The 24,623-nt window shown below is 69.7% G+C and carries 18 protein-coding genes; 4 read left to right on the forward strand and 14 right to left on the reverse strand.

The genetic code is table 11. The annotated features are described in order from the left end of the window. Positions 1 to 258: 258 nt before the first annotated feature. The 4 genes from ACFVH0_RS00745 to ACFVH0_RS00760 form a co-directional block, all read right to left on the reverse strand. Positions 259 to 1,542: a hypothetical protein gene (locus tag ACFVH0_RS00745; protein WP_385817268.1), complete on the reverse strand. Its 1,284-nt coding sequence runs from the start codon at positions 1,540 to 1,542 to the stop codon at positions 259 to 261. Positions 1,543 to 1,678: 136 nt separating this feature from the next. Continuing rightward, the gene (locus ACFVH0_RS00750) at positions 1,679 to 1,825 is read right to left on the reverse strand and encodes a hypothetical protein (protein WP_385817269.1); all 147 of its coding nucleotides are present in this window, start codon (positions 1,823 to 1,825) and stop codon (positions 1,679 to 1,681) included. 338 nt (positions 1,826 to 2,163) lie between these two features. Further along, a complete protein-coding gene (locus ACFVH0_RS00755; protein WP_385817270.1) occupies positions 2,164 to 2,487 on the reverse strand; it encodes a hypothetical protein in 324 nt (107 codons plus the stop codon). 617 nt (positions 2,488 to 3,104) lie between these two features. After that, positions 3,105 to 3,773: a DUF4232 domain-containing protein gene (locus ACFVH0_RS00760; protein WP_385817271.1), complete on the reverse strand. Its 669-nt coding sequence runs from the start codon at positions 3,771 to 3,773 to the stop codon at positions 3,105 to 3,107. Positions 3,774 to 4,507: 734 nt separating this feature from the next. Here ACFVH0_RS00760 and ACFVH0_RS00765 point away from each other — a divergent pair. Further along, positions 4,508 to 5,674: a cytochrome P450 gene (locus ACFVH0_RS00765; RefSeq protein ID WP_385817272.1), complete on the forward strand. Its 1,167-nt coding sequence runs from the start codon at positions 4,508 to 4,510 to the stop codon at positions 5,672 to 5,674. Between the two features lie 254 nt (positions 5,675 to 5,928). On the opposite strand, the gene ACFVH0_RS00770 is transcribed toward ACFVH0_RS00765, so the two are convergent. The 8 genes from ACFVH0_RS00770 to ACFVH0_RS00805 form a co-directional block, all read right to left on the reverse strand. Continuing rightward, positions 5,929 to 6,150, reverse strand: coding sequence for a hypothetical protein (locus tag ACFVH0_RS00770; protein WP_385817273.1), 222 nt, complete (start codon positions 6,148 to 6,150; stop codon positions 5,929 to 5,931). Between the two features lie 567 nt (positions 6,151 to 6,717). Next, on the reverse strand, positions 6,718 to 7,407 hold the full coding sequence (locus ACFVH0_RS00775) for an SDR family NAD(P)-dependent oxidoreductase (RefSeq protein ID WP_385817274.1): 690 nt from the start codon (positions 7,405 to 7,407) through the stop codon (positions 6,718 to 6,720). A 1,208-nt stretch (positions 7,408 to 8,615) separates the two neighbouring features. Then, complete coding sequence (locus ACFVH0_RS00780) at positions 8,616 to 9,467, reverse strand: heparin lyase I family protein (RefSeq protein WP_385817275.1); 852 nt, start codon at positions 9,465 to 9,467, stop codon at positions 8,616 to 8,618. Between the two features lie 42 nt (positions 9,468 to 9,509). Next, a complete protein-coding gene (locus tag ACFVH0_RS00785; RefSeq protein ID WP_385817276.1) occupies positions 9,510 to 11,516 on the reverse strand; it encodes a PQQ-binding-like beta-propeller repeat protein in 2,007 nt (668 codons plus the stop codon). Between the two features lie 189 nt (positions 11,517 to 11,705). Continuing rightward, the gene (locus ACFVH0_RS00790; protein WP_385817277.1) at positions 11,706 to 12,008 is read right to left on the reverse strand and encodes an NAD(P)-dependent oxidoreductase; all 303 of its coding nucleotides are present in this window, start codon (positions 12,006 to 12,008) and stop codon (positions 11,706 to 11,708) included. Between the two features lie 520 nt (positions 12,009 to 12,528). Then, the gene (locus ACFVH0_RS00795; protein ID WP_385817278.1) at positions 12,529 to 13,437 is read right to left on the reverse strand and encodes a carbohydrate ABC transporter permease; all 909 of its coding nucleotides are present in this window, start codon (positions 13,435 to 13,437) and stop codon (positions 12,529 to 12,531) included. Further along, positions 13,434 to 14,390 carry a carbohydrate ABC transporter permease gene (locus ACFVH0_RS00800; protein WP_385817279.1) on the reverse strand — a complete coding sequence of 319 codons (957 nt, stop codon included), beginning with the start codon at positions 14,388 to 14,390 and terminating at the stop codon, positions 13,434 to 13,436. The genes ACFVH0_RS00795 and ACFVH0_RS00800 overlap by 4 nt, the downstream gene beginning before the upstream one ends. Next, positions 14,387 to 15,742 (reverse strand): ABC transporter substrate-binding protein, encoded by a 1,356-nt coding sequence (locus tag ACFVH0_RS00805; protein ID WP_385817280.1) that lies wholly within the window; start codon positions 15,740 to 15,742, stop codon positions 14,387 to 14,389. The genes ACFVH0_RS00800 and ACFVH0_RS00805 overlap by 4 nt, the downstream gene beginning before the upstream one ends. Positions 15,743 to 16,053: 311 nt before the next feature. Between ACFVH0_RS00805 and ACFVH0_RS00810 the strand changes: the two genes are divergently transcribed. Then, positions 16,054 to 17,172: a substrate-binding domain-containing protein gene (locus ACFVH0_RS00810; RefSeq protein WP_385817281.1), complete on the forward strand. Its 1,119-nt coding sequence runs from the start codon at positions 16,054 to 16,056 to the stop codon at positions 17,170 to 17,172. Between the two features lie 143 nt (positions 17,173 to 17,315). Here the strand turns inward: ACFVH0_RS00810 and ACFVH0_RS00815 are convergent, their stop codons facing one another. Both ACFVH0_RS00815 and ACFVH0_RS00820 read right to left on the reverse strand, forming a co-directional pair. Continuing rightward, complete coding sequence (locus ACFVH0_RS00815) at positions 17,316 to 18,038, reverse strand: hypothetical protein (RefSeq protein WP_385817282.1); 723 nt, start codon at positions 18,036 to 18,038, stop codon at positions 17,316 to 17,318. Between the two features lie 445 nt (positions 18,039 to 18,483). Then, positions 18,484 to 22,368 (reverse strand): CHAT domain-containing protein, encoded by a 3,885-nt coding sequence (locus ACFVH0_RS00820; RefSeq protein WP_385817283.1) that lies wholly within the window; start codon positions 22,366 to 22,368, stop codon positions 18,484 to 18,486. A gap of 119 nt (positions 22,369 to 22,487) precedes the next feature. Between ACFVH0_RS00820 and ACFVH0_RS00825 the strand changes: the two genes are divergently transcribed. Continuing rightward, positions 22,488 to 22,856 carry a CATRA system-associated protein gene (locus ACFVH0_RS00825; protein ID WP_385817284.1) on the forward strand — a complete coding sequence of 123 codons (369 nt, stop codon included), beginning with the start codon at positions 22,488 to 22,490 and terminating at the stop codon, positions 22,854 to 22,856. Next, complete coding sequence (locus ACFVH0_RS00830) at positions 22,846 to 24,345, forward strand: CATRA conflict system CASPASE/TPR repeat-associated protein (RefSeq protein ID WP_385817285.1); 1,500 nt, start codon at positions 22,846 to 22,848, stop codon at positions 24,343 to 24,345. Before ACFVH0_RS00825 ends, ACFVH0_RS00830 begins: the two co-directional genes overlap by 11 nt. Positions 24,346 to 24,623: the final 278 nt, after the last annotated feature.

The following is a 24,623-nucleotide window of genomic DNA, read 5'->3' on the forward strand; positions in this document are numbered from 1 at the left end:
GGGCCTGTAGCAGAAGTCGCAGAACAAGTAGACGGACGAATTCCTCGGCGTGGCTTTCAGGTACGGGTCACCACGCCGGGTAAGTGCTGACCGCCCCGGGCTGGGAGACCGCCGACGGCTCGGCAAGGGGAGACCGCTGTTCAGGCGAAGAAGCCGATGTTGGTGACGTACTCGTACTGCCCCCACTGCGACCACAAAGCGATGATCATGCCCCTCCCTCAGGCGTCGTCCAGGCCCGCGGACGATGGCCGGCTCGGGCTAACCGGCCTCCCCCAGGTAGCTCAGGGCTTGGCGGAAGTCGTCGAGGGCGGGCCTGAACTCGCGGGCGGCGGTGTGGAAGGTCGATCGGTCGATCAGGCTCGTGGCCAGTGTTCGTGTTCCCTCTGCCGGGTCGTGCTGAGAAAGTCGGCGGGCCAGGCTCACTCCCTCGTCGAACAGGGAGTGCACTTGCTCCGCGAACAGATGGGTGCGGTTCTCCCAGTAGACGGCGGAGCGGATGGTGAGGACGCGATGCAGGCGGACCAGTTCGGCCAGGTGCTGGTCCGGATCTTCAGTGGCTCGCGGAGCGAGGGTCTCCAGCTCTTCGCGGAGGGTATGACGGCTGTCGAAGTAGCGCTGCTTGGCATCGGGTGACCACTGGATGGGCGCCGCTCCCGAAGGCGGACGCGGTCCATTGGACGCAGGCCGATCGCTTTCGGCGCCGGAGAGGGACAGCAGCACCGCCCAATACGACGCTTGATAGCCACTCCAGGACTTCCGCTCACCGGTATCGGCCAGCTCCTTCAGCAAGTCCAGTGCCTCTTGCCGCGCGAGAACCGCCTGCTCGCCTCGGCCGTGGGTGTCGAGCATCCGGGCGTACCCGATGAGCGAGTAGAGATGGCAGGCCATCGGCCCATGGTCGTTCGCGGCTTCGGCCGCTTCCATGCTGACGAGTGTCTCGAATGCGGCGAGTGCTTCGCCGGACCGGCCGGCGTCATGGAGAGCGGCGATCCACTCCAGGAGTGACCAGGCGAGAGCCCCACTGCGGGGCCCGTCGGGCAGGATCCCTGCGACCAACTCGGTCATGGCATCGGCAGCCTCGGCATACCGGCCTTCCTCGGAGAGTCCGGCAGCCCACTCATTCAACCCGTTGACCACGGGATCTCCGGACAGTTCGGCCTTTGCACGGCCAATGGCGAGCATCTCGGCACGCATAGCGAGTCCTTCGGCGCGTCGGCCCAGGCCGTACAGCTCTCTCTGGCACGTGTTGAGGGCCTCGTACAGAACATCCGCACGGGCAGGTTCGGCCGGATCGATGGACCGCGCTGCGGCCACTGCCTCCTCGCACAACGCCAGAGAGAACGCATGCCTCTTGCCGGAGCCGGTGTCGTAGCTCAGACGTTGCAGCGCCCGGGCCAAGAGCGGCAGGTACGAGGCGGGGCTGACCCGAGCGAGCACCCGGTAGGCGTCGACTTCCTCGCGCGGCGTGCGGCGTCCCGACGCGAGCAGCACATTCCGCGCTCGCACGATGTCGTCCTGATCGACTTTCCCCGAGTGATTCATGACGGAGATTCTGGATGCCCCACAGAGGGCTGAACAAGGCTGGTCACGTGTGCCGTTCCTCCTACGAAAGCACCCTCTGACCTGTCATGATGAGTGTGACGTCACCTTCCGGGGTGCATATCGGCAACCCCGGCCATCAGTTCCTGCGTTCCCTCCGTGCCGTCTCTGCCGCGTAGCCAGGGTGCGTGTTGCCCGACTCCTGGGACCAGAGCGTGGCGGTGCCGATGTGGATGCCGAGAAGGTCGCTCAGGACGGCAGCGGGGAGTTCACCAGCGGGCTCCATGAGTGCGAGGTGGTCAGGGCCGCGATACGGGTGCAGGGCTGCCCGTAGAGAAGAACGAGGCATCCAGCAACTCGGGCGGTTGTGGCGATCGTGGTGTCGTGAGGCAAGAGGCGGCGGCTCACTGGTCGGACCGCGTCATCAACGAGCCCGAAGCTCCCCGAAAACCCTCCCAAGAACCCCCGCCGCGCGGGGCCGGACTCCTCTTCACACTCAGTCAGCCCTCCGCGGGAAGTGAGCCAGAACCCTTGGAAGTGAACGAAGCCACCGGCGGTGCAGCGTGGCCGGTGACCACCTGGCAGGGCTGGGCGGCGGCAGCCCGGTGGCCGCCGCGGCCCGACTCACAACGACGCCCGTACGGCTGCCCCCGCGAAGACGAGATCCAGGTCGATCACGACCTCCTCACCCTCCCAGCGGCCTCGCTCCGAGATCACGAGGCCGATCAGTGCCAGATCACCAGCCTGGTCCCGCAGCGCGTACTGCTCATGGGTCTCCTCACCGAGGTCACCCAACTCGTCACGCTCCCAGGCGTCCACCGCGGCCTCGGCCACAGCCCTGGGCAGTCGCACCGTGACACGGCCGACCTGGGCGTCGACATGCTCCCCGATCGCTGCCAGCACCTTCGAGTCTTCCCGATACCGGACGTACGCCGCTTCATCCACCACAGGGCGAGGCTACTCAGACTGCTGGACCTGTCTCGACTGAATTGGCCCGGCGAACCCACGCGGTCAGAGCATTGGAGACATGGCGGAAGGCGACGGCGTGACATTCCACCTGATTCCGATACCGACCCGTGAACTTCTGTTGGGCGCGGCTGGCCTGTGACGGCGAAGTGGCGCGGCTTGCCACTGAAGTTGGACCACTGGTGGCCCGCCCGGTGCAGTCGCGGAGTCCGCCCACCGGCGGAACCCAAAACTGCTGGCAGGTGCCCGAGCATCACTTGCGAGTGGGAACCGGCTTTCGGTGGGTCATCGAGACCCCGCAGCCCCTGCGTTCTTCCACTTCAGCGCCCTTCAGCAGCCCCTGCTCCAGGCTGCGGTGCGGCAGCACCGACCGGGACATTCAGCGTCGACCCAACCCGGCCTCATTGGCCCGGGAGTGACAGTGCGGCCGGCAAGGTCGCGTCCACCGACTTCGTCGTCGGCGGCAGAACCACCGCCGATGGTTTCCTGGTCGCGACATCGATCATGCCGGTGAGCCCGACCTTGCCGAGGACCCCGTTATGGGCAAGACCCTGGCCGGATCCGGCGATCAGCCACGGGCCCGGCCGCGCGCACCACCCCTACCTGGTCGTGTGCGTGGGGTAGACCTCAACGTCGGTGTAGGCGCCCTTGATCTCCCCCGCACCCGCAGGCCACTTCAGGGTCACGGTGTGGGTCTCGTTCGGGGGCGTCACCAGGATGTTGGTCGGGGACGCGAGACTCTCGCCCGAGTTGTCGATGTCGTAGGCGAGGTTGAAAACAGCGGCGTCACCGGGCTTCAGGGTGGTGATGCGCGGCTGGGCGTGGCCGCGCTCGATGGGGTTCGATGTGTTGTCGGCGTCCTTGATGTCGACGCCTGCGAAGCCCGTTGCCGAGCAGGTGGTCAACCCTCGGTTGATCATGGTGATGTCGATCCTGCCGGATTCCTTGTCGGGAGCGGCGTCCGTCGCCTCGATGGCCAGGTCCCCCGTCTTGCAGAATGTGGCCTTGGCGCCGGTCTTCGTCGCGCTGTTCGCGGCTGCCTCTGCCTCGGTGTCCTCACCGGAGCCCGACTTCGCGTTGCCGGCCTCCGAGCCGTCGGAGCCCGAGGTGCCCTCCGGCTTCGAGTCACTGTCCGAGGACGAAGAAGACGAGGACGAGGAGCCCTTGGAGGACGAGACCTTCCCGGAGCTGTCGCTGCCACAGGCGGTGAGCGAGAGAGTGGCGGCGACGCCGATGGCGGCGAGAGCAGTGATGCGGGTGTACTTCACGGTGTTCCCCCATGAGTAACGCGGTGCATGCGGTCGAAAGTATTTGTATCCCGCACCGAGTCACAGACGGTCCTCTGCGGCGTCTTCGTTCTGTCACAGGCGTACTGACCGTACGGTCCGGCCTGCGCGGGCATGGGCGGCCCGTCAGATCGCCCCGTTCCAGGGGCGGGCATCAGGGCGGCCGACGCCCGCCGCGGATCCTCGATGCGCGCGCCACGCCCTGTCAGCCGCGCCTTCAGATGTGCCGCCTTCGCCGACTCCCGCTCGTGCTGCACGCGTTCCAGCTCGGCGCGCACTGCGGCGACGTCCTCGTGTTCCTGGCCGTCCTCGATGTCTCCGGCCGGGCGTCAGGGGTGGTCGGGGTGTCGGGAGGGGGCGTACGTGTAGCCGGAGACCGGCGGCGAGGAGGTCGTCGGCCTGTTGGGCAGCCGATCAGCCCGGTGACCTGCCGTTCCCGGTCCGCGAGCAGAAGAGTCGCGGCAAGTGCGACTCGGCCATGACCACCACCGACAACCACACACATGACACGTAAAGTGATCATTCATGCACTCTCTGTCCCAGTAGGTGTGAATGGGCTGGTACCGAGGCTGCGCGGCCCCTGACCGGAAGCGACGACCACGTTCCCTTCGCCGCCCGACCGCAGCACCTGCCCCACTCCGCCGCACAGGTCCACATGCGGGGAGCCGGAATGCCGCCGCCCCTGCGTCGCAGGCCACCGCTCGCTTAGGAGGATCATGACCGACGACGAGGAAGTCCTTCCCCTGCACCGGCTGACGTTCGATGCCCCCGGCCCGCCCCGGCGCACGACCCTGCCCGACGGCAGCCCCGCCTGGCACTTCACCCGCTACGACGACGTCCGCCAGGTGCTGGCCGACACCCGGTTCGTCCGCGCCATTCTGCCCGCGGCAGCGGCCTCGCCCCTCTCCGACACCACCGACGCCATGGCCAAGCAGGACGGCTCCGCTCACACACGACTGCGCCAGACCACCAAAGGGGCCTTCACCCCCCGTGCGATCGACCGCCTCACACCGCTGATCGCCGAGGTCACCGACCGGCTGACCGAAAACCTCGTCGACCATGGCCCGCCCGCGGACCTCGTCGACCACTACACCCGGCCCCTTCCCATCGCCGTCATGAACAAGCTGCTGGGAATCCACGACCTCGACGACACCCGACTGCTGCACTGGACCGAACTCGCCTTCCCCGACGCCTCGGTTCCGCAGAACGAAACTGCGCAGGCCGCCCAGGAGTTCACCGAGTTCACCACCCGCCTCATCGCCGACCGCCGACACGCCCCCGGGCCTGATCTGATCAGCACCCTCGTAGAGGCCGCCGACCGCGAAGGCGGCATCCCCGAGTCCCAGCTCGTCAACCTCGTGACCACCCTCGTCGTGGCCGGCTACGACACCACCATGACCATGCTGGGCAACAGCCTCCTCTATCTTCTGAGCGAACGCCCGCAGGAGTGGGCCCGCCTGGGCTCCGACGAAGCGGCCGCAGGCACGCTGGCCGACCGTCTGACACACCTGATCCCACTCAACGACCCCGGCAAGCGCACCAACCCGCTACGTGCCACCGAGGACCTGAAGATCGCCGGCACGGCTATCCGGGCCGGAGACCTCGTCACCCTCGACCGCGGCGTGGCCAACCGCGACCCATCGGCGTTCCCCGCCGCCCCCTTCGCCGACCTGTTCGCCCCACTGGAGCACCCCACCCTCGCCTTCGGTGGAGGACACCACTACTGTCTGGGCGTCTCGCTGGCCCGCGCGGAACTCCGCCTCGCCCTCAACCGACTGTCCGCCCGGCTCCCCAGCCTGCGCCTTGCAGTGCCGGCCGACGCCGTCGAATGGCGCAGGAGCGCCCTCACACGGAGCCCTCTGCACCTTCCCGCAACCTGGTAGTCGCCCATCCCGCCCAGAGGCTGCTTCTCCCGTTGTTTCATCCCGGAACCGGCGGACCCCGGCGTCCCACCCAATCCCCACGGCCGGGTCGCCCCCGCCTCAGGGCACGGAGCCGACGAAGCGCTGGGAGCGGACGTCGGTGTGCCGGTTGACGCCTTGACTGCCGCTACCAGGTGGCGCGCCGTGCGCAGACCCGGAACCGGGGTAAGGGGATGCGCCGGCCCAGTTGGGGGCCGGGGCCGGCGCAGTGTGTGCTACGGGCGCGGTATCTCGGTGGTGACCTGGTCATACCTGACGAGACGGGGGGTGAAGGAGTACGCGGGATGTCTCGCCCGGAGGCGTGCTGTGGCATCGTCGAGATACGCCCACATGTCGGCGGGGTCGGCACCGACGCCGAACGTCGCGTCGTTCAGCACCTCCGTGTCGGGACTTGAGATGTATGCCACGTACTTGAGGGTCTGGCTGCCACTGGCCATGGGTGTCTCGTCCTCCTTCGAGGTGCTGTGTGGTGTGTTCCCGCCCTTGCCGCCCTCGGTATCGGCGGCCTGCGCTGGTCCGGTTGTCGTGAGAAGTGTCGATGCGGCAACTGCGCCGGTGGCACCCAAGAGTGCTCGCCGGGAAATCTCTGACACAGTCCTCCCCCTGCCTTGATGACCCTCCCTGCGAGGGCTCGCGGCTGACGTTACAGCCACGTCTTCGCCGTGGAGGGACCATTGCGGTGACTCGGATCCCGGTGCCGGAAGCTCCGCTGCGGGGTGGGCCCTTCGGCCTGCCCGGCATGTCGGACCGGCCGGCACCCGACCGCCCACTCGACGGACGCGATCAGCGCCGTTCGAAGCAGTGCAAGTGGTCGATGGCGGAGAAGAAACGACACTCGTACCAGTGTCGTGGCCGGTCCGTCGCATCCGCGGCCAAGAACCGGGTACCGCAGTACCTATCCGCGGCCAGGGACAGGGCGGTGGTCAGGACGGCATCGGCGTAGCCGTACCTGAGATGGGGCCCTGGTCCAGCAGCATCGCGGATCCCGTCGTAGGCCTCGCCACCTACCAGGGCAGCGGGCCCGCCGCGTCGAAGTAGCCGCCGGTCGGGCCGTCCGGCCCCGGCTGAGCCATCCGAACGATGATCTCGGCGCCCTGCTCGACGGTCTGTGTGCCCTCGTGCTGGTTCAGGTCCGTCGCGGTGTAGCCGGGCTCCACGGCGTTGATCCGCATCTGCGGGAACGCCTTGGCGAACTGCACGGTGAGCATGTTGACCGCGGTCTTGGAGGCCGGGTAGGCCACCCCCGGGTACCCCTCGCCGGCCTGGGCCAGCGAGGCCAGCCTGCTGCTGACATTGACCACGACCGGGGCGGCGGAGCGTTCCAGCAGTGGCAGGAAGGCGTGGGTCACCCGGACCAGGCCGAAGACGTTGGTCTCGAACACCTCCCGCATCACATCGGCGGTCAGCTCCGCGGCACCGATGATGTCTCCTCCCGGTGACCGCACCTCGATTCCGGCGTTGTTGACCAAGACGTCCAGGTCGCCGTCGGCCTCGATGGTGGCCACCGCGGCGGCGACCGACGCATCGTCGGTGACGTCGAGTTGCACGAACCGGGCGCCGAGCTCGGCCGCGGCCACCGCGCCGCGCTCGATATTGCGCGCTCCCAAATAGACGGTGTGGCCCGCGGCGATGAGCCGACGGGCGGTCTCGCGGCCGAGGCCCTTGTTGGCTCCGGTGATCAAGGTTGTCGTCATGGGGCCCAGCTTCCCTCCAGGATGATGCGATCGGCCAGTGGTTTACGACGCACTCCGCGATGCGGCTCGACCGGGGCGCCGAGGCCCATCGTGCGATCGCTTCACTGGTCTCGGACCGCTCTGTCCTCGGCCGACCCCGCAAGCCGAGCGCTCGCCCGGCAGGCGGCAAGTCGCCCGCTCGGCGGCCCGGGCGGGGTGGGCGGACAGGTGCCGGTACATCGACGGGGTGCGCGGCAGCACGCTCTCGGAAACGAGGCGATACCTGACCTGGCGCGGCGTGACGCCACCCTCGTTGCCCTCCACGATCTGGTGGGCCCGGTCCACGACGCCCGGCCACCGAATCCGTTCACGTGCCAGACGGATACACGTACCCGTTGCTGTGCCACTGGGTGCGGGGGCTGTGCCGTGCGTCGTCGTATCCGGGCCGACACGGCGCCTGGACGGCCGGGCCGGTCCTGCGGGAGCAAAGGCAGCCAGGTAGCGGTGCCTGCAACCGCCGGCTCACCCGCTGCGCCTGCGGCTGGGGTTGCGCGTATCCAGCAGCTCACCGGGCGGTGAGCCGCTGCTGCTCGTACGGTCGGGCACGGTGCTCAGGGCCCTGCGGTCACCTCGCACGTTCCACAGGGCCGACCCACCCGTCAGATCACAACATCCGGACGCGACCAGCGCCCAGCCTGGCAACGCGGCTGCCGCTTCCTCAACCTTCGAACCGCCCCACCAGGCGCCATGCCGCCGAGCATCCCGATCAGACTGACACTGATCAGCCCCCGACCGGGTAGAGATCCCGGACCCCGACGACGGACACCGCCTCCCGGCCGCCGTCCGTCCGTTCCCGTACACGGCTGCCGCTTGCTGCTCCGGATCACTGAGATCACCGGTCCCAAGGGGCCGCCGGTGTGCAGTCCCAGCACCCGCTGAGGGTACTCGCCTCGATACGGGTGAGGGGGTACGCCTGAAGCGACGGGTACCGGGTTCCGGGGACCTTGGTGTCGCCCTTCACCCGGACACCGCAGCCCGATGCCTCGGTCGGCTGCAAGTGCATCAGGTCGTTCCCGGAGGCGGTCCGCTCGGGCGTCGAGCCGCCCAGTTGACCCGATCACCAGACCTTCATCAAGGGGACGGTTGGATCGATCCGGAGCGGACTTCGTGCCGGACGAGACAGGCAGCAGGGAGATCTCGGGGCGGGCCGAACCCCGCCTCCTTCCGGCTTATTCGCCCGCGAGATCCTGAATGCTGATGTTGTCGTGCTGCACGATCCGCGTCGGAACGTCTCCGTTCTGGATGCTCTGTCCGGGGCGGTAGAGGCCCCACTTGATGTATCCGAAATTCGTGGGGTTCTTGGGGTGGAAGGTCTGCACGTGCTCGTACGTCTTGCGCAGGGTGAATTCCGATTCGCCGGGCGTGCGGGTGGAGATCCTGTAGTGGCCGGTCCTGTCGTCCGTCCAGCGGACGTCCACGCGGAACGTCATCCACTGATTGACGTACGGGCGGAAGTCATCGACCACATCGGCCTGCAGTTCGAGCGCGGGTGACCGGAAGGCGATGCTGTTGCGTTTGGCCATCAGGTAGAAGGACGGCCGGTTCCCGCCTGCGTGCTTCCCCTGGAAGATGATGTCGCCGCTCTCCGATTCCCCCGGCTCGTAGGTCTTCCAGTCCTTCAGGAGGATGCTGAACTCGTAACGGCGCACGTCGCCCACATGGAATACTCCCTGAGGGATGTTGTTCGTGGCGCTCTCACTGCGCGGGGCCCCGTCGGACTCGTAGTCGGGATCTCCCAGCGTCACCTTGTGCGTGATGGCGTAGTCGTCGCCAAACCTGACGACTGACGAGGCGTCGTGCGCGGTGGCGTGCGTCGTCGTCAGTCCGGGGATTCCCGAGTTGAGGCTGCCGTCCTTGTAGTCGATGTCGAGCAGTGTGGAACGCGCGCTGTTCCGGGACTGCTGCGCCGCGGATCGGTCCGGCCTGTCCTGGCCCGCGTCGGCGGTGTTCAGGCCCACCACGCCGAGTGCCCCTGCCAGTACGAGGGCGGTCGAGGCCCGCACCATTGTTTTCTTGTTCATTTCCGTGTCCTTCCTGAAGTCGTTCCCCGCTGGGTCGTACGTTCAGCGGCCCGGCCTGTCGGTGATCCGGATCAGGTTGCGGCCGCGCATGGTGTAGAGATGGCCGGCCTCGTCGTTGGTGAGGTGGGAGCCGCTGTACCAGCTGCCGTTGACGGCGGGAACGACGGTGCTGACGGCGAAGGTGCGGGGGTCGAAGCGGAACACGGTCGTATCGGAGACTCCGTACACCACACCGCGGTTGGTCACCAGGGCGGCGAAGCCGTTGCAGACCTCCCTGATGTCCGCCCGGTGAACGAGGGTGCGCCGACGGAGGTCGATGACGAAGAGGCCGCCCTTGCGTGACAGACCGTACAAGTGGCGTCCCCTGACCGTCAGAGCGGCCGTGCCCGCCGTCTGCTGCGGGTCCATCCGCCAGAGCGCCTTGCCGCGGACGGGATCGAACGCCACCACGGTGCTGCGTGGCCCGGTGACGAGGGTGTTGTCACCACCGAGATACGCCACGCCGTCCTGGCTCGCGATACCGCGCACGCACTGCATCGCGTCGACCGGGTCGACGAAGCACCGGGACCGGCCTGTCGCCGGGTGGTACGTCCAGAGCGAACCGCCGCCCTCGGTGTCGGACTGCACGCCGACGAGCACGAGGCCGTTCGTCCGGTCCAGGGTGACGTCCAGGGGCCGGTTCTGCTCGTTGAGGAAGTCGGCCACCTGGCGCATCTGCTTGTCGTGGCGGGGGTCGTAGCGCCAGATGCCCTGCGAGTTGTACTGGCCGGTGTACAGAGCTCCGTCATGGACGACGCAGTCCTTGGCCTCGCCGGGCGCGCGCAGGTTGACGACCTCGCCGGAGCGCAGTGAGTGGCGGGCGAGGGTGCCCGTCCCGCCGACGTAGACATAACCGTCGCCGGCGGCGAGGCCCATGGCGGTCTGCGGGGTCTCGGGGGCGCCCGCTTCCCCGAGTTCGGTGACCGCGCAGGTGCCCGCAGCCGGGTCGATCTCCGCGACGAAGCCGAAGGCCGAGGTGACGACGATCTTTCCGTCCCGGCTGTCCACGCCCCAGATCTCGCCCGGGTCAGGTCCGTCGAACTCGACCGGCGCGATGGTGTCGGTCCGCTTGTCGTAGCCGTGGATGCCGTCCTCACCGGCGAAGTACACCGTGTCGTCGATCTCCGTGAACGACTTGGCGACCGTCCCGGTCGACGTCGCGATGGTGTACGAGGACAGGTCGTTCAGGTCCATGAGGGCGACCTTCGACGGCTCCGTGGACCCGGCGGAGCCGACGACGAGTGTGTCGCCCATGACCGCCAGGTCCCGGATACTCGGATCGTTCTCCATCTCCGGGGGTGCGACCGAGGTGAAGGTTGCGGCGGACCGGTCGTAGGCGTAGAGGGCGGCCCTGCCGGAGTCGCCGCCGCCGTTGAAGGTGGTTCCCGCGCCGAAGAACACGGTCGTGCCGGTCGCCGCGACGGCACGCACGAGGGTGCCCTTGGGGCCCGGGGTGCCCGCGTTGCGGACCTCGCGGGTCCTGGGGTTCCACTCCCACAGTGCGGGAGCCGTCTCGGCACCGCCGCCCACGGCGTACAGGACGCCGTCGGGCGCCACGGCGAGGGCTCGCACGTCGCGGTCGCCCATGCGGCCGATGGCCTCGGCGGGGGTGCCGGGCGTGGTCAGGTCCCAGCGGAACAGGTTGGGCTTGCCGACGTCCGCCTTCTGCAGGACGCCTGCGTACAGATACCTGCCGGTCGGGTCGGCTGCCAGGGCCTGGACGGAGTGGCCGTTGCTGAGATCGGTCTGGGCCACGACGGTGCGGGTCGGCAGGTGGAGGGCGATGATGCGCACGGGGTCGACGTTCCGTGATCCGATGTACACGGTGTCGCCGATCAGCACCGCGCTCATGAGCGAGAACTGGACCACGGCGGGGCCGAGATCGGTGATCCGGGCCGTGGGCCGGTCAAAGGCCGCTGCGGGCTGTCCTGCGAGGCCGAGCGCTGAGGCCAGACCGGCCGCGCCTCCTGCCTGGAGCACGTGTCGTCGGCTGATGCGGGGGTGGGACATGGCTTCCTCCGGTGTTCTTCTGCGGAGTGCGTGGCGGGGGGTGCTGCCCGTCCCGGTGGGCGGGCGGCAGCTGGTGCACCGGGAGTGGCCGGGGATCGGTGCGGAGTCGCGCGCAGGTTCGGTGTGCGGGCGGAGGCCCTCGTGGGAGGGCGGTCTGCCGTGCCTCGGAGTCGCGGTCGTCCTCTGTGGTCACGTCAGTGTCTCCAGGGATTGCGCCGTCACCGGGGAGTGGGGCGGCAGGCCCGCGGCGTAGCGTTCGAGTTCGGTGAGGACCGCGGCGGTCATCGTCCTGGTCTCCGACCCGAGCGAGCCGGCGATGGGTGGTGGGAGAAGTACGTTGGGCAGGTCGTACAGGGGGTTGGTGGCCGGCAGCGGTTCGGGATCGGTCACGTCGGGGACGGCGTGCAGGCCCTCGTGGCAGGCGGCTTCGAGCGCGGCGTGGTCGATCACGGTGCCTCGGGCGGTGCTGCCGAGTACCGTGCCGGGAGGCAACGCGGCTGGGGTCTTTCGTCTGGATCAGGCCGGAAAGGGAGCGGGGTCCGGTGTCGTGCATCGCAAGGCGGACGAGGGAGCCGGATGGGGTCTCCCCTGCTCGAACGGAGCCGAGCGCCTGGGGAAGGGGCCCTGGCGACCGACGACAATACGGCGGCGAGCGTGTACTGGGCGACGGGTTCGGCGTTGGCGCCGGCCGCCGTGGTCACCAGGAGGCCACAGTCGAACGCGGCGGCCGGTACGTGACCGCGTACAGATCCCGCCGCATGAAGCACGGCACGCAGCCCGGGGGCAGCCCGTAGCACCGGTTCCTCCGGCACCGGACAGCCCCACGAGGTGATCAGCACCTCTGTGTCGGCGAGGCGCGCGAGTACGCGTCCGGATCCCAGATCCTCGGCGGCGAGCGGCTCCCCCGGGCCGGCCGGGGCACGCAGGCGGGCCATTTCCTCCGGGCCGAACTGCGACTCCCGGAACTGGCGGCTCATCAGCAACGCTGTCTCGGGCCTGCGGCCGGAGGCGGTCACTTCACACTCCCGGCGGACAGGCCGCTGCGCCACTGACGCTGCAGCACGATGAACGCCACGATCAACGGGACCACGGCGAGCAGGGATCCTGTGATGACCAGGGGGTTGTAGTCGGGGAACTGGGGTGCGCGGGTGCCCCATTGGTAGATCCCCAGGGTCATGGGGAACAGCTTGGGGTCGGTGAGCATCACCAGGGGCAGAAAGAAGTTGTTCCAGATGCCGACGAACTGGAACAGCAGGATGGTGACGAAGCCGGGCAGCATCACCGGCAGGGCGATCCGCACGAAGGTGCGCAGCTCGTTGGCCCCGTCGAGTCGTGACGCCTCAAGTACCTCGTCGGGTACGGATGCCTCGGCGAAGGTCCGTGCGAGGTAGACGCCGAAGGGGTTGGTGAGCAGCGGGATGAACACCGCCCAGAAGGTGTCCACGACGTGCAGTTGTGAGGCGAGAAGGTACAGCGGCAGAGCGAGAGCCGTGGGAGGCACCAGCACGCCGGCCAGGGTCACCGCGAACAGTGCGCGCCGTCCGGGAAAGTCGAGCTTGGCGATCGCGTAGCCACAGGCGGTGCAGATCAGCGCTCCGAGGAAGGCACCGGCACCCGCGTAGAGGACGGAGTTGCGGATCCAGTCGAGGAAGACTCCGTCCTCCCGGGTGAAGAGGTCCCGCAGGTTGTTCCACAGGTTCCAGTCCGCGAACTCGAAGGCGCTGGTGGTGGAGAAGTCGCCGACGGACTTGGTGGCCGATGTCGCCAGCCACACCAGGGGCAGCACGCTGTAGAGCACGCCGAGGAGCAGGACGCCGTGGACGGCACCCCGTGAGGTCCGGCGGGAGCCCACGCCCCACCGGGGCTCGATGGGACGGCACGGCCGGCCGGCGGCTCTCGGCGTCGTGGTGGATGCTGTCATCGTGACCTCCGGGCGGACAGGCGCATCACCAGCGCGGAGAGCAGGGCCGAGGCGACGGCGAGCAGGATGGACGCGGCGGCGGCCCGCCCGTAGTCGTTGCTGATGAAGGCCGCTTCGTAGATGTAGAGGCTGGGGGTCCAGGTACTGGTCACCGTGCCGGTGAAGGTCCGCAGCACCAGGGGTTCGGTGAACAGTTGGAGCGAGCCGATCGTGGTGAACACGAGCGCTACGAAGATCGTCGGCCGGATCATGGGGACCTTGATGGCCAGTGCGGTACGGAGGGCACCGGCCCCATCGGCGCGGGCGGCTTCGAGCACCTCACGGGGCACGGTCTGCAGGGCCGTGTAGAAAATGATCATGTTGTAGCCCATCCACTGCCAGGTCGCCATGTTGACGATGGAGGGCAGCACACCGCCGTCGCTGAGCGGGTCGACCGGAAGGATGCCGTTCAGCGGGCCGATTCCCGGGCTGTAGAGGTAGCCCCAGATCAGTCCGGCGATCACCCCGGGCACCGCGTGCGGCAGGAAGACGGCCAGCGACCACATCTGCCGCAGCCGTACGGCGACGGAGTCGAGGAGCAGGGCGATGACGAGGGCGCCCGCGAACATCACCGGGATGTGAACGAGCGCGTACAGGGCCACGTGGGCCACGCTGTCGAGGAAGGCGGGGTCACCGAGGACCGACGTGTAGTTGTCGAAGCCGGTGAACACCTCACGGTAGCCGTCGAAGCCGAGCCCCGAGAGCCGGTCGGTGAACAGGCTGAGGTAGAGGGCGTATCCGATGGGCACGAGCACCGTGCACAGCAAGAGGAGCGCGAACGGTGCGGCCAGAGCGATACCGGACAGTCGTCGGCCGCTCGTCCGACGGGGCGGACCTGCGGGAGCGACGGCGGGCGCGGGCCTCGGCGAGGGAGCGGGCGTTGTGGTCGGAGTCGTGATTGCGGTCGTGGTCATGTCCTGGCCTCGTTCGTCACGGCCAGGCCACGCGCCCGCATGGTGGCGACGGCGGATGACTGGATGCGGTGCATCGCCCTGGGCATCGTGGTCGCTCCGGTGGGGACGGGCCCCAGGGCGTCGGCGGCGGCGGAGAAGACGCTGAGCGCGTTGGGGCCCCAGGTCCACTCGGGTACCCGGGTCGCCGCTTCGTCCAGCACGTCGTACACCGGGTCGCCGATGAAGTAGGAATCGTCGTACGCCTCACGGGCGACGCGCCTGCCGGCCCGGTAGGCGGGCGAAGGGAATGTGACCTTCGCCCCTATACGAGGAACGGCGGGATCGGTGCTCAGCCATCGCAAGAACGTCAGGGCCGCCTCGGGTACGTCGCTCTCGGCCGAGATCCCGAAGGCAGAACCGCCGTGCACGCCGTTGGCCGGCTCGTCGTCCCAGGTGGGCATCGGCGCGACGGCCCATCGACCGGTGTCCTCGGGCAGGGACTTCTTCAGCATCCCCACGCTCCAGGTCGCGCCGAGGAGCCCCCACAGCCCGCCCTTGTGCATGGCGGCGGTCCAGCTCTGCGTGCCGGTGCTGCCGCTGCCGACGCGGCCGGAACCGATCATGTCCTGCCAGTAGTCGGCGGTGCGCAGGGTGCCCCGACGGTCGATGCCGACCTCCCAGGAGCCGTCCGCGATCCGCCACCACGGATCCCCGGCCTGCCAGGCCATTCCGGCGAGGAACGCGCCGTCGTTGAGGGGGAAGGTGGTGATCCGTGCGGCCGGTTCGGCCCGGCGGACGGCCGAGGCCGCCTGCCTGAACTCCTCCCAGGTTCGGGGCACCCGGATTCCCGCGTCGTCGAAGAGGTCCTTGCGGTAGAAGAAGGCCATCGGGCAGAAGTCCATGGGTACGGCCCAGGTACGTCCGTCCGGGCGGACGCTCTGCCAGGCGGCGGGCAGGAACCCGTCGGCGAGGTCCTCGATGTCGTCGGTCAGTTCGCGCAGACCACCCGTGGTCAGGATCTGCGGCAGTGCCTGGTACTCCACGTGCAGGATGTCGGGAGCGTTGTGTGCGCGGATGGCGTTGGTCTGCTGTGCGTAGCCGCCGGCGACTCCGGCGGCGATCACACTCAGTTCGACGTGGACGTCGCCCTGGGCGGAGTTGAACGCGTCGACGTACTGGTCCATCCCGGTCAGCCAGGACCACAGGCGGACCCGGGTGGCTCCGGAGGACGCGTCCACGCAACCGCTGAGAGTGCCTCCGGTGAGAAGCGCCGCGCCGAGGCCGGTGGAGGTACGCAGCAGTGACCTCCTGGACCAGCGCGTCCGGGGATCGTCTTCTCCGCCACCGGCGTCGGGTGGGATGCCGAGCACCATGATTTTCCTTTCACGCAGCGAGCTGTTCGCACACTTCAGCGCCGGGGAAGCCCCTGGTCAACGGAAACGAAAGCAAGCAATCAATATCGATAGAGAACGAAGGCGGAAGGCAGGTCGAACCCCGACCCGCACGACGCACCGGGCCTCGCGACAGGGGTCGGCCTGCCCATCGAAATACCTGGTCAGCAGCCCCGAGCGCGGGATGAAGGAGAACTCCGCCTTCCGCGCCGTCGGGACGGTGCGGTAGAACAGGACCGACAAAGAGAAGCCGAACAAAGCGAAACGATCACCAGAACAGCGGGAGTGACTGCATGACGCTGGCGTCGGAACGGCAGGAACTCATCCTCGCCGCCGTTCGGGAGCGGGGAACCGTACGCCTGGCCGATCTGGTCGCACGGCTGGGCGTGACCGCGGTGACCGTACGGCGGGACGTGACGATCCTGGCCGACCGGGGCCTGGTGCGGCGCGTGCACGGTGGGGTCACCCAGCCCCACCGTGGCCATCTCCCCGAGCAGCGGGCCCTCGCTCCTTCCTCCCCCTTCGGGCGACTGCCGGGTCAGGCCCTGGTGGGCATGGTGGTCCCCACGGTCGAGTTCTACTGGCCGCCCGTCATCCAGGGCGCCCAGTCGGCCGTGGCCGCCGCGGGCGGAAGACTGGCGCTCCGCGGTTCCTCCTACGACGCCGCGGAGGACCGGCGCCAGGTCTCCGCACTCCTCGACCGCGGGGCACGTACGTTGCTGATCGCCCCCACCACCACCGGAGAGGCCGGCCTGGATCTGCTGCGCTGGCTCGGCGGCCTCACCGTCCCGGTCCTGCTGGTGGAGCGTCTTCCGCCACCGGCACTGCCCACACTGCCGCTCGACGCGGTGACCACCGCACACAGCCTGGGGGCGGGCCTGGCGGTGCGGCACCTTGTCGCGCTCGGCCACCACCGGATCGCCTTCATCACCGCCCGCTTCAGCCCCACGACCCAGGCCCTGCTCGAAGGGTGGCGGGAGACCGTCGCCTCTCTCGGCCCGCCCGGCCGTGAGGGCCTCGAACTCGACGTCCCCGCCTACGGCTCCCCCGGCTGGACCGACGCGTACGACGCCGTACTGCAACGCTGCTACGACGCAGGGGTCACGGCGCTGTTCGTGCACTCCGACAGAGAAGCCATCGGCCTGACGGAGCGTGCCCGCGACCGGGGACTCAGCGTCCCCGACGACCTGGCCGTCGTCTCGTACGACGACGAAGTCGCCGCGGCGTCCGACCCTCCGCTGACTGCTGTCCGCCCGCCCAAACACCGGCTCGGCTCGGTCGCAGCCGAGATGGCCCTGGCACGCATGGCCGACCCGACCGAACGTCCCGTGCACCGTGTGCAGTTGTGGCCCACCCTGGTCGTCCGCGCGTCCTGCGGCGGCGGGACCACGTCGGGACAAGTCGGCTGGTGAACCGTTGGCAGACGTCACGCACGATCACACCACGCCGGCTGCCGAACCCAGGCCGACTTCGGCAAGCTCCTTGCGCCCACTGTTCTTCGGCAGCCGGTCGGCGCACCGGCAGAGGTCGGAGGCGAACGCGCGGGCGTGGCCGTTCAGTTGACCGGACGGTTCGCGGCGCAGTGTTGCTTCTCGGCTTCGGACATGGGTCCGGTGCGCTGGAGGACGCGGTCGGGCAGGGCGGCGTGGGGGGCGTCCACGATGACGTCGATCCGCCAGTCGGGCGCGTCCGTGCCTGTGGCGGTGAAGGAGCCGTAGACGCGGTGCCGGGCGGGCTGGACCTCGATCCAGGAAACCTCCCCGGGCCGGATCCGCTCGGTCACATCCCGTACTGCGGACTTCGTCCAGGTCCATGCTCCGCCGGTCTGTGTCAGCGCCGTCTCAAGCTGGTGGGACATGGCTCCGGTGTTCTCGGGCCGGGCGAGGACCGGGTGGGCGAAGAGGCCGGTCCGCTTCTGGCTGACGCTGTCGAAGGCGTCTTCCTGGTATCGGAGTGTCCGCGGGTGCTCCGCAGTGTTCCTGGTGCAGTTGACGAACGCATCCCCGGCGACGCGTGCCCGGTCGTAGTAGCGGAACGTGCTGTCCTTGTCGGCGGTGAAGGTGCAGGCGTTCGGCCCGCTTTCGCAGTGGGCGACGGCCGCCGCGAGGTCGGCGGGCTTCCCGTCGAGGAATGCCCGAGCGGCCGGCAGGTCCGTCCTGGGGATGGACCTGTCCACGGGTGTGGGGTTTGCGGCGCTCGCCGACTGTGAGGCCAGAGGCACGCCCAGGGCGGCACAGGCGACGAGAGCGGCGGCAACCGGACGCGGCAAGAACTTCACGGGCTCGTACTCCCTCGGGGAAAGGGCCCGCACTGTCACGGACCCTGCCCGTGATCAACGACGCAATCACCCAGGCATGGCTCCGGCCGACCGTGAATCGCTCGCAGGTGGGGAATTCGCTCCCGGACCGGCGAGGCTGCTTGCACACGCAGCGCTGACCGGCACGCGGCATCGACGCCTGCCGTGCATCGCTTGACGGAGGGGCGCGTCGTCCGCGTCCCTCCAGCTGGCGCAGGAACTCCGTCCTGCGTGCCACGAGACGGAGCGCCGCCGGTCCGGTGTACCGGGAGGCACGCGTGTCGACGTCCACTGGCGTCCGGCCCGTGGACGTCGGGCGGGCGCGGGACGCATCGCGGCGCACTCGTCGAGCAGCTGGGCGAGATCGCCCTGCCCGAGCACTCGGTTCTCATCGGCGACGAGGAAATGCAATTGGTCAGAAATGGGGTCAGGGGCCGGTGTGGATGTACGGCGCCCAGAGCACCGGGGACTCCGGGCGGGCGGCGCGGAGCCGGAGGACTGCGGTGCGCAGGGCCGCGGCGGCGGGCAGTCGGCGGTCGCCGGGGGGCGGTTCGTGACGGAGCGCGCGGTAGAAGTCCCGTGCGACCTGAGGGGCGCGCAGGTCGCTGATGGGCCACTGGGTCGCGATCACATGGCTGAAGCCGGCGATGTTGAGTCCCCCGGCCAGGTGGGCGAACTCGTCGGCCAGGCCAGTGATGCCGCGGGCCGTCTCGCAGGCGGAGAGGAAGGCGAGTTCGGCGCCGGAGAGCCGGAGGGCAGTCACATCGCGCAGACTGATCGATGCGTCCGTGCAGTGCAGTGCGCCGCCGGCGAGCGAGTACTGCGAACCGTGGCCGGCGAAATGAAGCCGGCTGTGGCACTGGAGCTGTTCGAGGACCGACGCACGGGTGGCCAGGGGGCCGACCAACGCGGTCATGGTGGGAAACTCCTCGCGCAGCGAACCGACTTCCGGCACCGCGTGACGCAGCGCTGTCATGCCCGGGGCGCTCGGCACGGCGACCCCGAGCAGTCCGCCGGCAGCGGGGGCCGCGCGTTCCCGCGCGGCCACGAGGGCGCGCAGGGTCGGGGCGTACGAGCAGACCGCACGGTCGAGAAGGCCGGAGGCATCCGGGGCGGGGCGGGCCAGGCCGCCCCCGGCAGGCGGGTATTCGCCCGCCGCGTGGAGCGGGAGCAGGGTGAGCGCACCGGTCGGGCACCACCACAGACGAGGTTCCCGTCCCTGCTCCGGGCGCGCCGGCCAGTCGAGTGCGGTGAGGACCGGCTCGGCGATGTCGGTCCAGAGCCACGCGAGAAGTGCTCGCAGCACCTCGTTCTGCTCCTGCGCGGTGGTGTCCGCACCGCTGCTGAAGACCTTGATCAGTTCCCGGGCACGGCTGTCGACCACCTCGCGCGTGATCCTCTCCAGCGGGACGATTCGGGGCGGCGCGTCGTCCTCGGCGGTCACGACCAGGGCGTCGCAGCGGTGTCGTCCGATGTTGACGATCACGACCGGGCCGTCGCATGCGGCCTCCCGCAGCCGGTGGTAGGGGGGCGGCAGCAGGAACTCCGGGATCAGCGCCCTGGCCCGTACCAGCAGGCGGTCCCATTCGGCGGCGGCTTCACGTCTCCCCTGCGCCTCCGGTGCCGGCGTGGCGGCCGGGGACTCCCGTACGTCGGCGGTCGTGCCCGCCCGGTCGAGCAGATGCCGGACCTCCTCCATACGGTCGGCGAGGCCGGCGTCCCGTTCCCGGAGTTCGTCAAGTTCGGTGCGGGCGTCGAGGGCCTGTGCCAGCAGGACGCCACGCCCCAGTTCCAGCAGTTCCACCGCGGAGACGAGGTCGCCCTGCTCGATGGCGACGGCAGCGGCATCGGGGGCGAGGCCGTTGGCATCCGCCAGGAAATGGGCCCGGTCGTCCCGGTCCAGACCGTGCCACGCTGCCTGGGGCAGCAGTTCGACGGCGTATCCGTAGCCCTGCCGGGCATCGGTCCACCGCCGGTCCGCTGCGGCGAGTTCACCCCAGCGCAGGGCTGCCCCCAGCCGTACCGACATCGGCCCGGTGAGAAGCCGTGCGGCCTCCCGGAAGGCGTCCATCGCCTCGGCCGACAGCCCCGCCTCGCGAAGCGTGTGCCCCAGGTCGAACAGGCATCCGGCCCTGCTCGCGTGGTCGGTGGGGCAACGCGCGACCGCGTGGCGGCCCAGGTCCAGTGCCTCGCGCAGATCGTGCTCCCGGCCGGGGTGCCGGGACCGGCGTCGAAGCATCCCAGTCAGGTTCGACAGGAACTTCACCTGGTCCGGATGGTCGTCCTGGGCAGCCTCCGACGCCTCTCTCATGGACCGGATCGCAGTGTTCAGGTCCTCCTCGTTCCCCACCTCGTCGAAGCGATTCAGCAGGGCGATGCCGAGGTTGGACAGGTTCATCGCCCGCCGGTGCGAACCGGGCAGGGTCGCGGCGACCGCGAGCCGGGCGGCCTCGACGGCCCGGTCCAGGTCACCGGGTCGTCCGCGGTGCTGATGGGCGCTCAGCAGCGCCAGGCTCAGATTGGCCAGATACCGGTCCTGGAGGGGGTGGCCGGGCGGGACGGTCCGCGCTGCCTCGTCGCAGGCATTCACAGCGGCCGCCAGGTCGGTGCCGTCCCCGGTGTGCTCGAACCGGGCCTGCAGGGCGAATCCGAGTCCGTTGAGGCACATGGCCCGGAGTGCCACGTGGTCTCCGCTCATCCGCACGGCCTCGCGCCTGGCGTCCACCGCGGCCCGCAGATCCTCGAAGCTGCCGCGGTGCTCGTACCTCGCCTGCAGGGTGCTGCCCAGACCACTCAGCGCGACAGCTCTCTCCCGGCCCTCATCGGGCATACCCGCCACGCATGCCGCGGCGGCATCGACGGCGCTGTCGAAATCCGTCCGATCGCCCGTGTGCAGGGCGCGCACCCGCAGCACGGTACTCATCGCGTGCAGGACGAGCGGGCGGTGGGAACTCCCGGTGGGCGCGCCCCGCTCGGCCCGGAGGCCGACCATCACCGCCTCGTCAAGATCTCCGCGGTCCCCGAAGTCCTCGAAACGGCGGCACAGCAGCTCACCGAGCATCGCCAGGGCGAGGCTGCCCTCCGCACCGTCGCCGCTCAGCGCCGCGCCCCGCCGCACGGCCTCGATCGCCTCGTCCAGGTCCGTGACACTCGCGGTGTGGTCGTTGTAGAGCGTGTGCAGGCTCGACCCGAGCACCAGCAGGGCTTCCGTCTCCTCGTCCGTGCCGGACGGTTCGCGAACGGCGGAGCGGAGGAGGCCGACGGCGGCTCGGACGTCACGGACGTCACCGGTCCGGTGGTGGCACAGGACGAGGCACAGGGCGAGCTCCGCACGCACCGATACCTCCTGATCGGTTCCGGCGGACTCCGGCAGAAGCCGCTCGTACAGGGCCGTCGCCTCGTCCAGGTCCGCCCGCGCCAGGGTGTGTTCGGCACGGAACAGCAGGCTCTGGGCGAGCAGCAGCCGGCTGCTTCCGAGTTCCGGGTCGTCGGGGGCGCCCAGTTCGACGGCTCGGCGTGCCGCCCGGACCATGTCGTCCATCTCGTCCGCCGGGACGGTATCCCCGGAGCTTCGCCGCGACCGCATTCTGATCAGCAGCGCCCTGGTCAGTCCCGCCCAGGCCAAGGGGTGGCGGGGCTCCTCCGGTCCGGTCAGGCCGATCACACGGCGGGCCGCCTCGATCGACAGGTCGATATCGCCCGGGTCGTGTGTCTTTCCGTAACTCACCCTCGCGAGCTCGCTGAGATGGAAGTGGGTCACCTGGGCCTGTGGGTGTCCCGGCGGCATGGCTGCGGCGGCGGCGCGTGTCGCGGCGAACGCCTCCGCGTGGTGTTCGCCGGACCCGGTGTGGTCGAAGCGGTTCAGGAGCATCTGGGCGAGGTTGTCGAGGCGGCCGGGGCGCTGCTCCGAATCAAGGGCGGTGAGGGCGACGCTGCGCCGGGCCGCGGTGATCGCCTCCTCCAGATCGGGTATGCGGCCCGCGCCCCGGAACCGCTCCCAGAGAACAAGGCCCAGGTTGGACAACTGCTCGTCCAAGTAGGGGTGTTCCTGCTCCTCACCCTCCCGCACCGCCTCGGTGCTCACCTCCACGGCACGGTCGAGCCATGTCCGGTCGCCGGTGAGCCGTGCCCAGCCGCGCAGCGCCCGGCCGAACTCGGTGAGGAACGGGGGCCGGAGGGCCGATCCGCGCGGTACGACCTCTCTGAGTGTCGACCACATGCGCAGCGAGGTCCGCAATGCTTCGGGGTCCTGGTGGTTCTGCCAACGGCGGTAGTTCGCAAGGCCGGCCTCGGCCATCTGACGTATCGTCATAGGAGCTTCCGGCGAGCCCGTCATGAACGCTTCCCGTCACTGGTGGATGTGTGCGCGATCGGCCGTAACCTCCTTATGATGGCATGCTGTTGAGGATCGTAAGATTGGTTGGGGGTTGCGTGACCGACTGGCCGGACGCCTGTGAGGAAGCGGACCCGCTACTGGCCGCCGTGGGCGCGATCGAGTCGGCGAGTCCCCGCGTCTGGGCCCGGGTGGGCCTGGCGCTCGACGACGTGGACAGCGCCCTGGGCGGCGGGGACGCCGCCACCCTGCGACGCGCGTTGCACGCGTTGGAGGACTCCCTGCCGTCGGGGCGCATGCGTATGCTCGGTGGGGCCGGTGCTCCGGTGCCACCGCCGGCCGGACTCGCCGACCGGGTCGAACGGCTCGTGAACCGTATCCGGGGAACGGTCGCGGACGACGAGGACGCCCCGGTTCCGGTGGACTCCACCGAGTCGGCGGGCGGCCCGGGCGACCGTGCCACGTAGCCGCTTCGAGGGCCACGCCCTGATCGTCCACACCTTCGTTCCGCTGGCCGCGGCGGTACGGGACGAGGTGGGTGGAGGGCTTTCCGTGCGTCGGTTGTGGGAGCGGCTGGGTAACCGGTTGGGCGTGACCGATCCGGTCCCCGGCTTCGGCTCCGCAGAACTGCCCGCCCTGGCACCGCCGACCGCGGCGGGCAGCGCCGCCGGCCAGGTATTGCTCGCGGCGGGCCAGTGCACGGGGCCGTCGCCCGCGCAGGCCTTCGCGTACCGCCGTGGCGATGCCATCGGCATCACGGTCGTGCTGTTCCCGGGACCTGGCGTCTCCTGGGGGGATCTACGCCGCCGCTGGGACGAGGTGGCGCCGTTGCCCGAGCGGCTGGGTTCCTCGACCACGTACGTCCACCGCGTGCTCGACAGCGGGCGGACGCCGCCCGGCGCAGGCCGGCTGGACCGTCTGCTCACCTCGGTTCCGGCGGCCGGGGCGTCGCCGGAGGGGAGTTGGCGGCGGTCGCCCGACGGATACCTGGTCCGGTTCACGCGCACCGCGGGACCGGGGACGGTCGGTGCGGCCGTGGTCGTGGGGCAGGCATCGGGCGAGGCGGACTTCGACGCCTGGCTGTGGCACATCGGTCCTTCAGGTGCTGTCGCGCCCTTCCTCCGCTGTCTGGAGGGGGCGGCGCGGCTGCGGCACCACGCGTCCGTGCACCGCGCGCACCAACCAGCCTTCCACTCCCTGTGCGGGCGTCTCTCGGCCGCGTCGGAAGGGTTGGCCGGGCTGTGCGGCAACGTGCTCGCCGCCGGTTCCGGGCCGGACGAACTGATCGCCGCGGACGCGTCCATCGCCACGCTGTACGTCGGCGACCAAGGGCTCAACCAGTCGCTGAGAGATCTTCGCGACATGCGCCAGTCGGTGCGGATCACCTTGGATTCCCTGGCGGAGCTGCTGCCGTCTGCCGCCGGAGCGGGCACCGACCCGGACCAGATCCTGGGACGCTCGCTCCTCGCCCTGATCGACGACGACATCGCTCATGCCGAATCCGTCAAGCGCGAGGCGGACGAGATCTCCCGGACGACCGAGTCGATCGTGCGGCAGCGACTGGCGCTCCTCCAACAGCGCACGACCGTCGTTCAGGGGGCGGTACTCGGGTCGCTGCTGACGGCCCTGGCCGCGGTGCAGACTCTCTCCTACAAGCTGCCGTTGCCGGGCTCGCTGCACGCGCCGTTGATCACCTGGCTGTCCGTGCTCGCGTTACTGCTGCCCGTTCAGTTGATGCGCTGGCGGCGGGCGGACGGAAGGGCCCGCAGGTCCGCCCGGTTCGACCGCCTGTCCGTCCTGTGCATGGGCGCGACGACGGGCTGGCTCAGCGCCTCGGTGTTCTCCGTCACTGCTCTGCACGTTCCGGCGCGTCCGGTGGTGAGCGCGGGCTGCGCGGTGGTCTGCGCCCTCGGCTCCGTGCTGACGGACCGGCAATGGGTGTCGCGCGCCGCCTGAGAGCCACACCGAGGAGACGTCCGCGGCCACCCCGTGCTGTGGCGCCGAGGTTCCGGCGGCCGACGCGATGGCCGAGGCGCGCCGGGATGAGCCGAAGGCGATCGATCCGGGACGGTGCCGGTTATGGGACACCGGGTGGCAGCGCTGCTGCCACCTCGTCCAGAACCGCATCCCGCCCCGCGACAACTCGGGCAGCAGCGGCCGGGCGAACTCCCACCCGGCATGAGGCAGTTCATGGCGAAGAATCACCCGACCATGATTCACCGATCGAGATCATT

It is taken from the genome of Streptomyces sp. NPDC127117 (assembly GCF_042677325.1).
Lineage (GTDB): Bacteria > Actinomycetota > Actinomycetes > Streptomycetales > Streptomycetaceae > Streptomyces.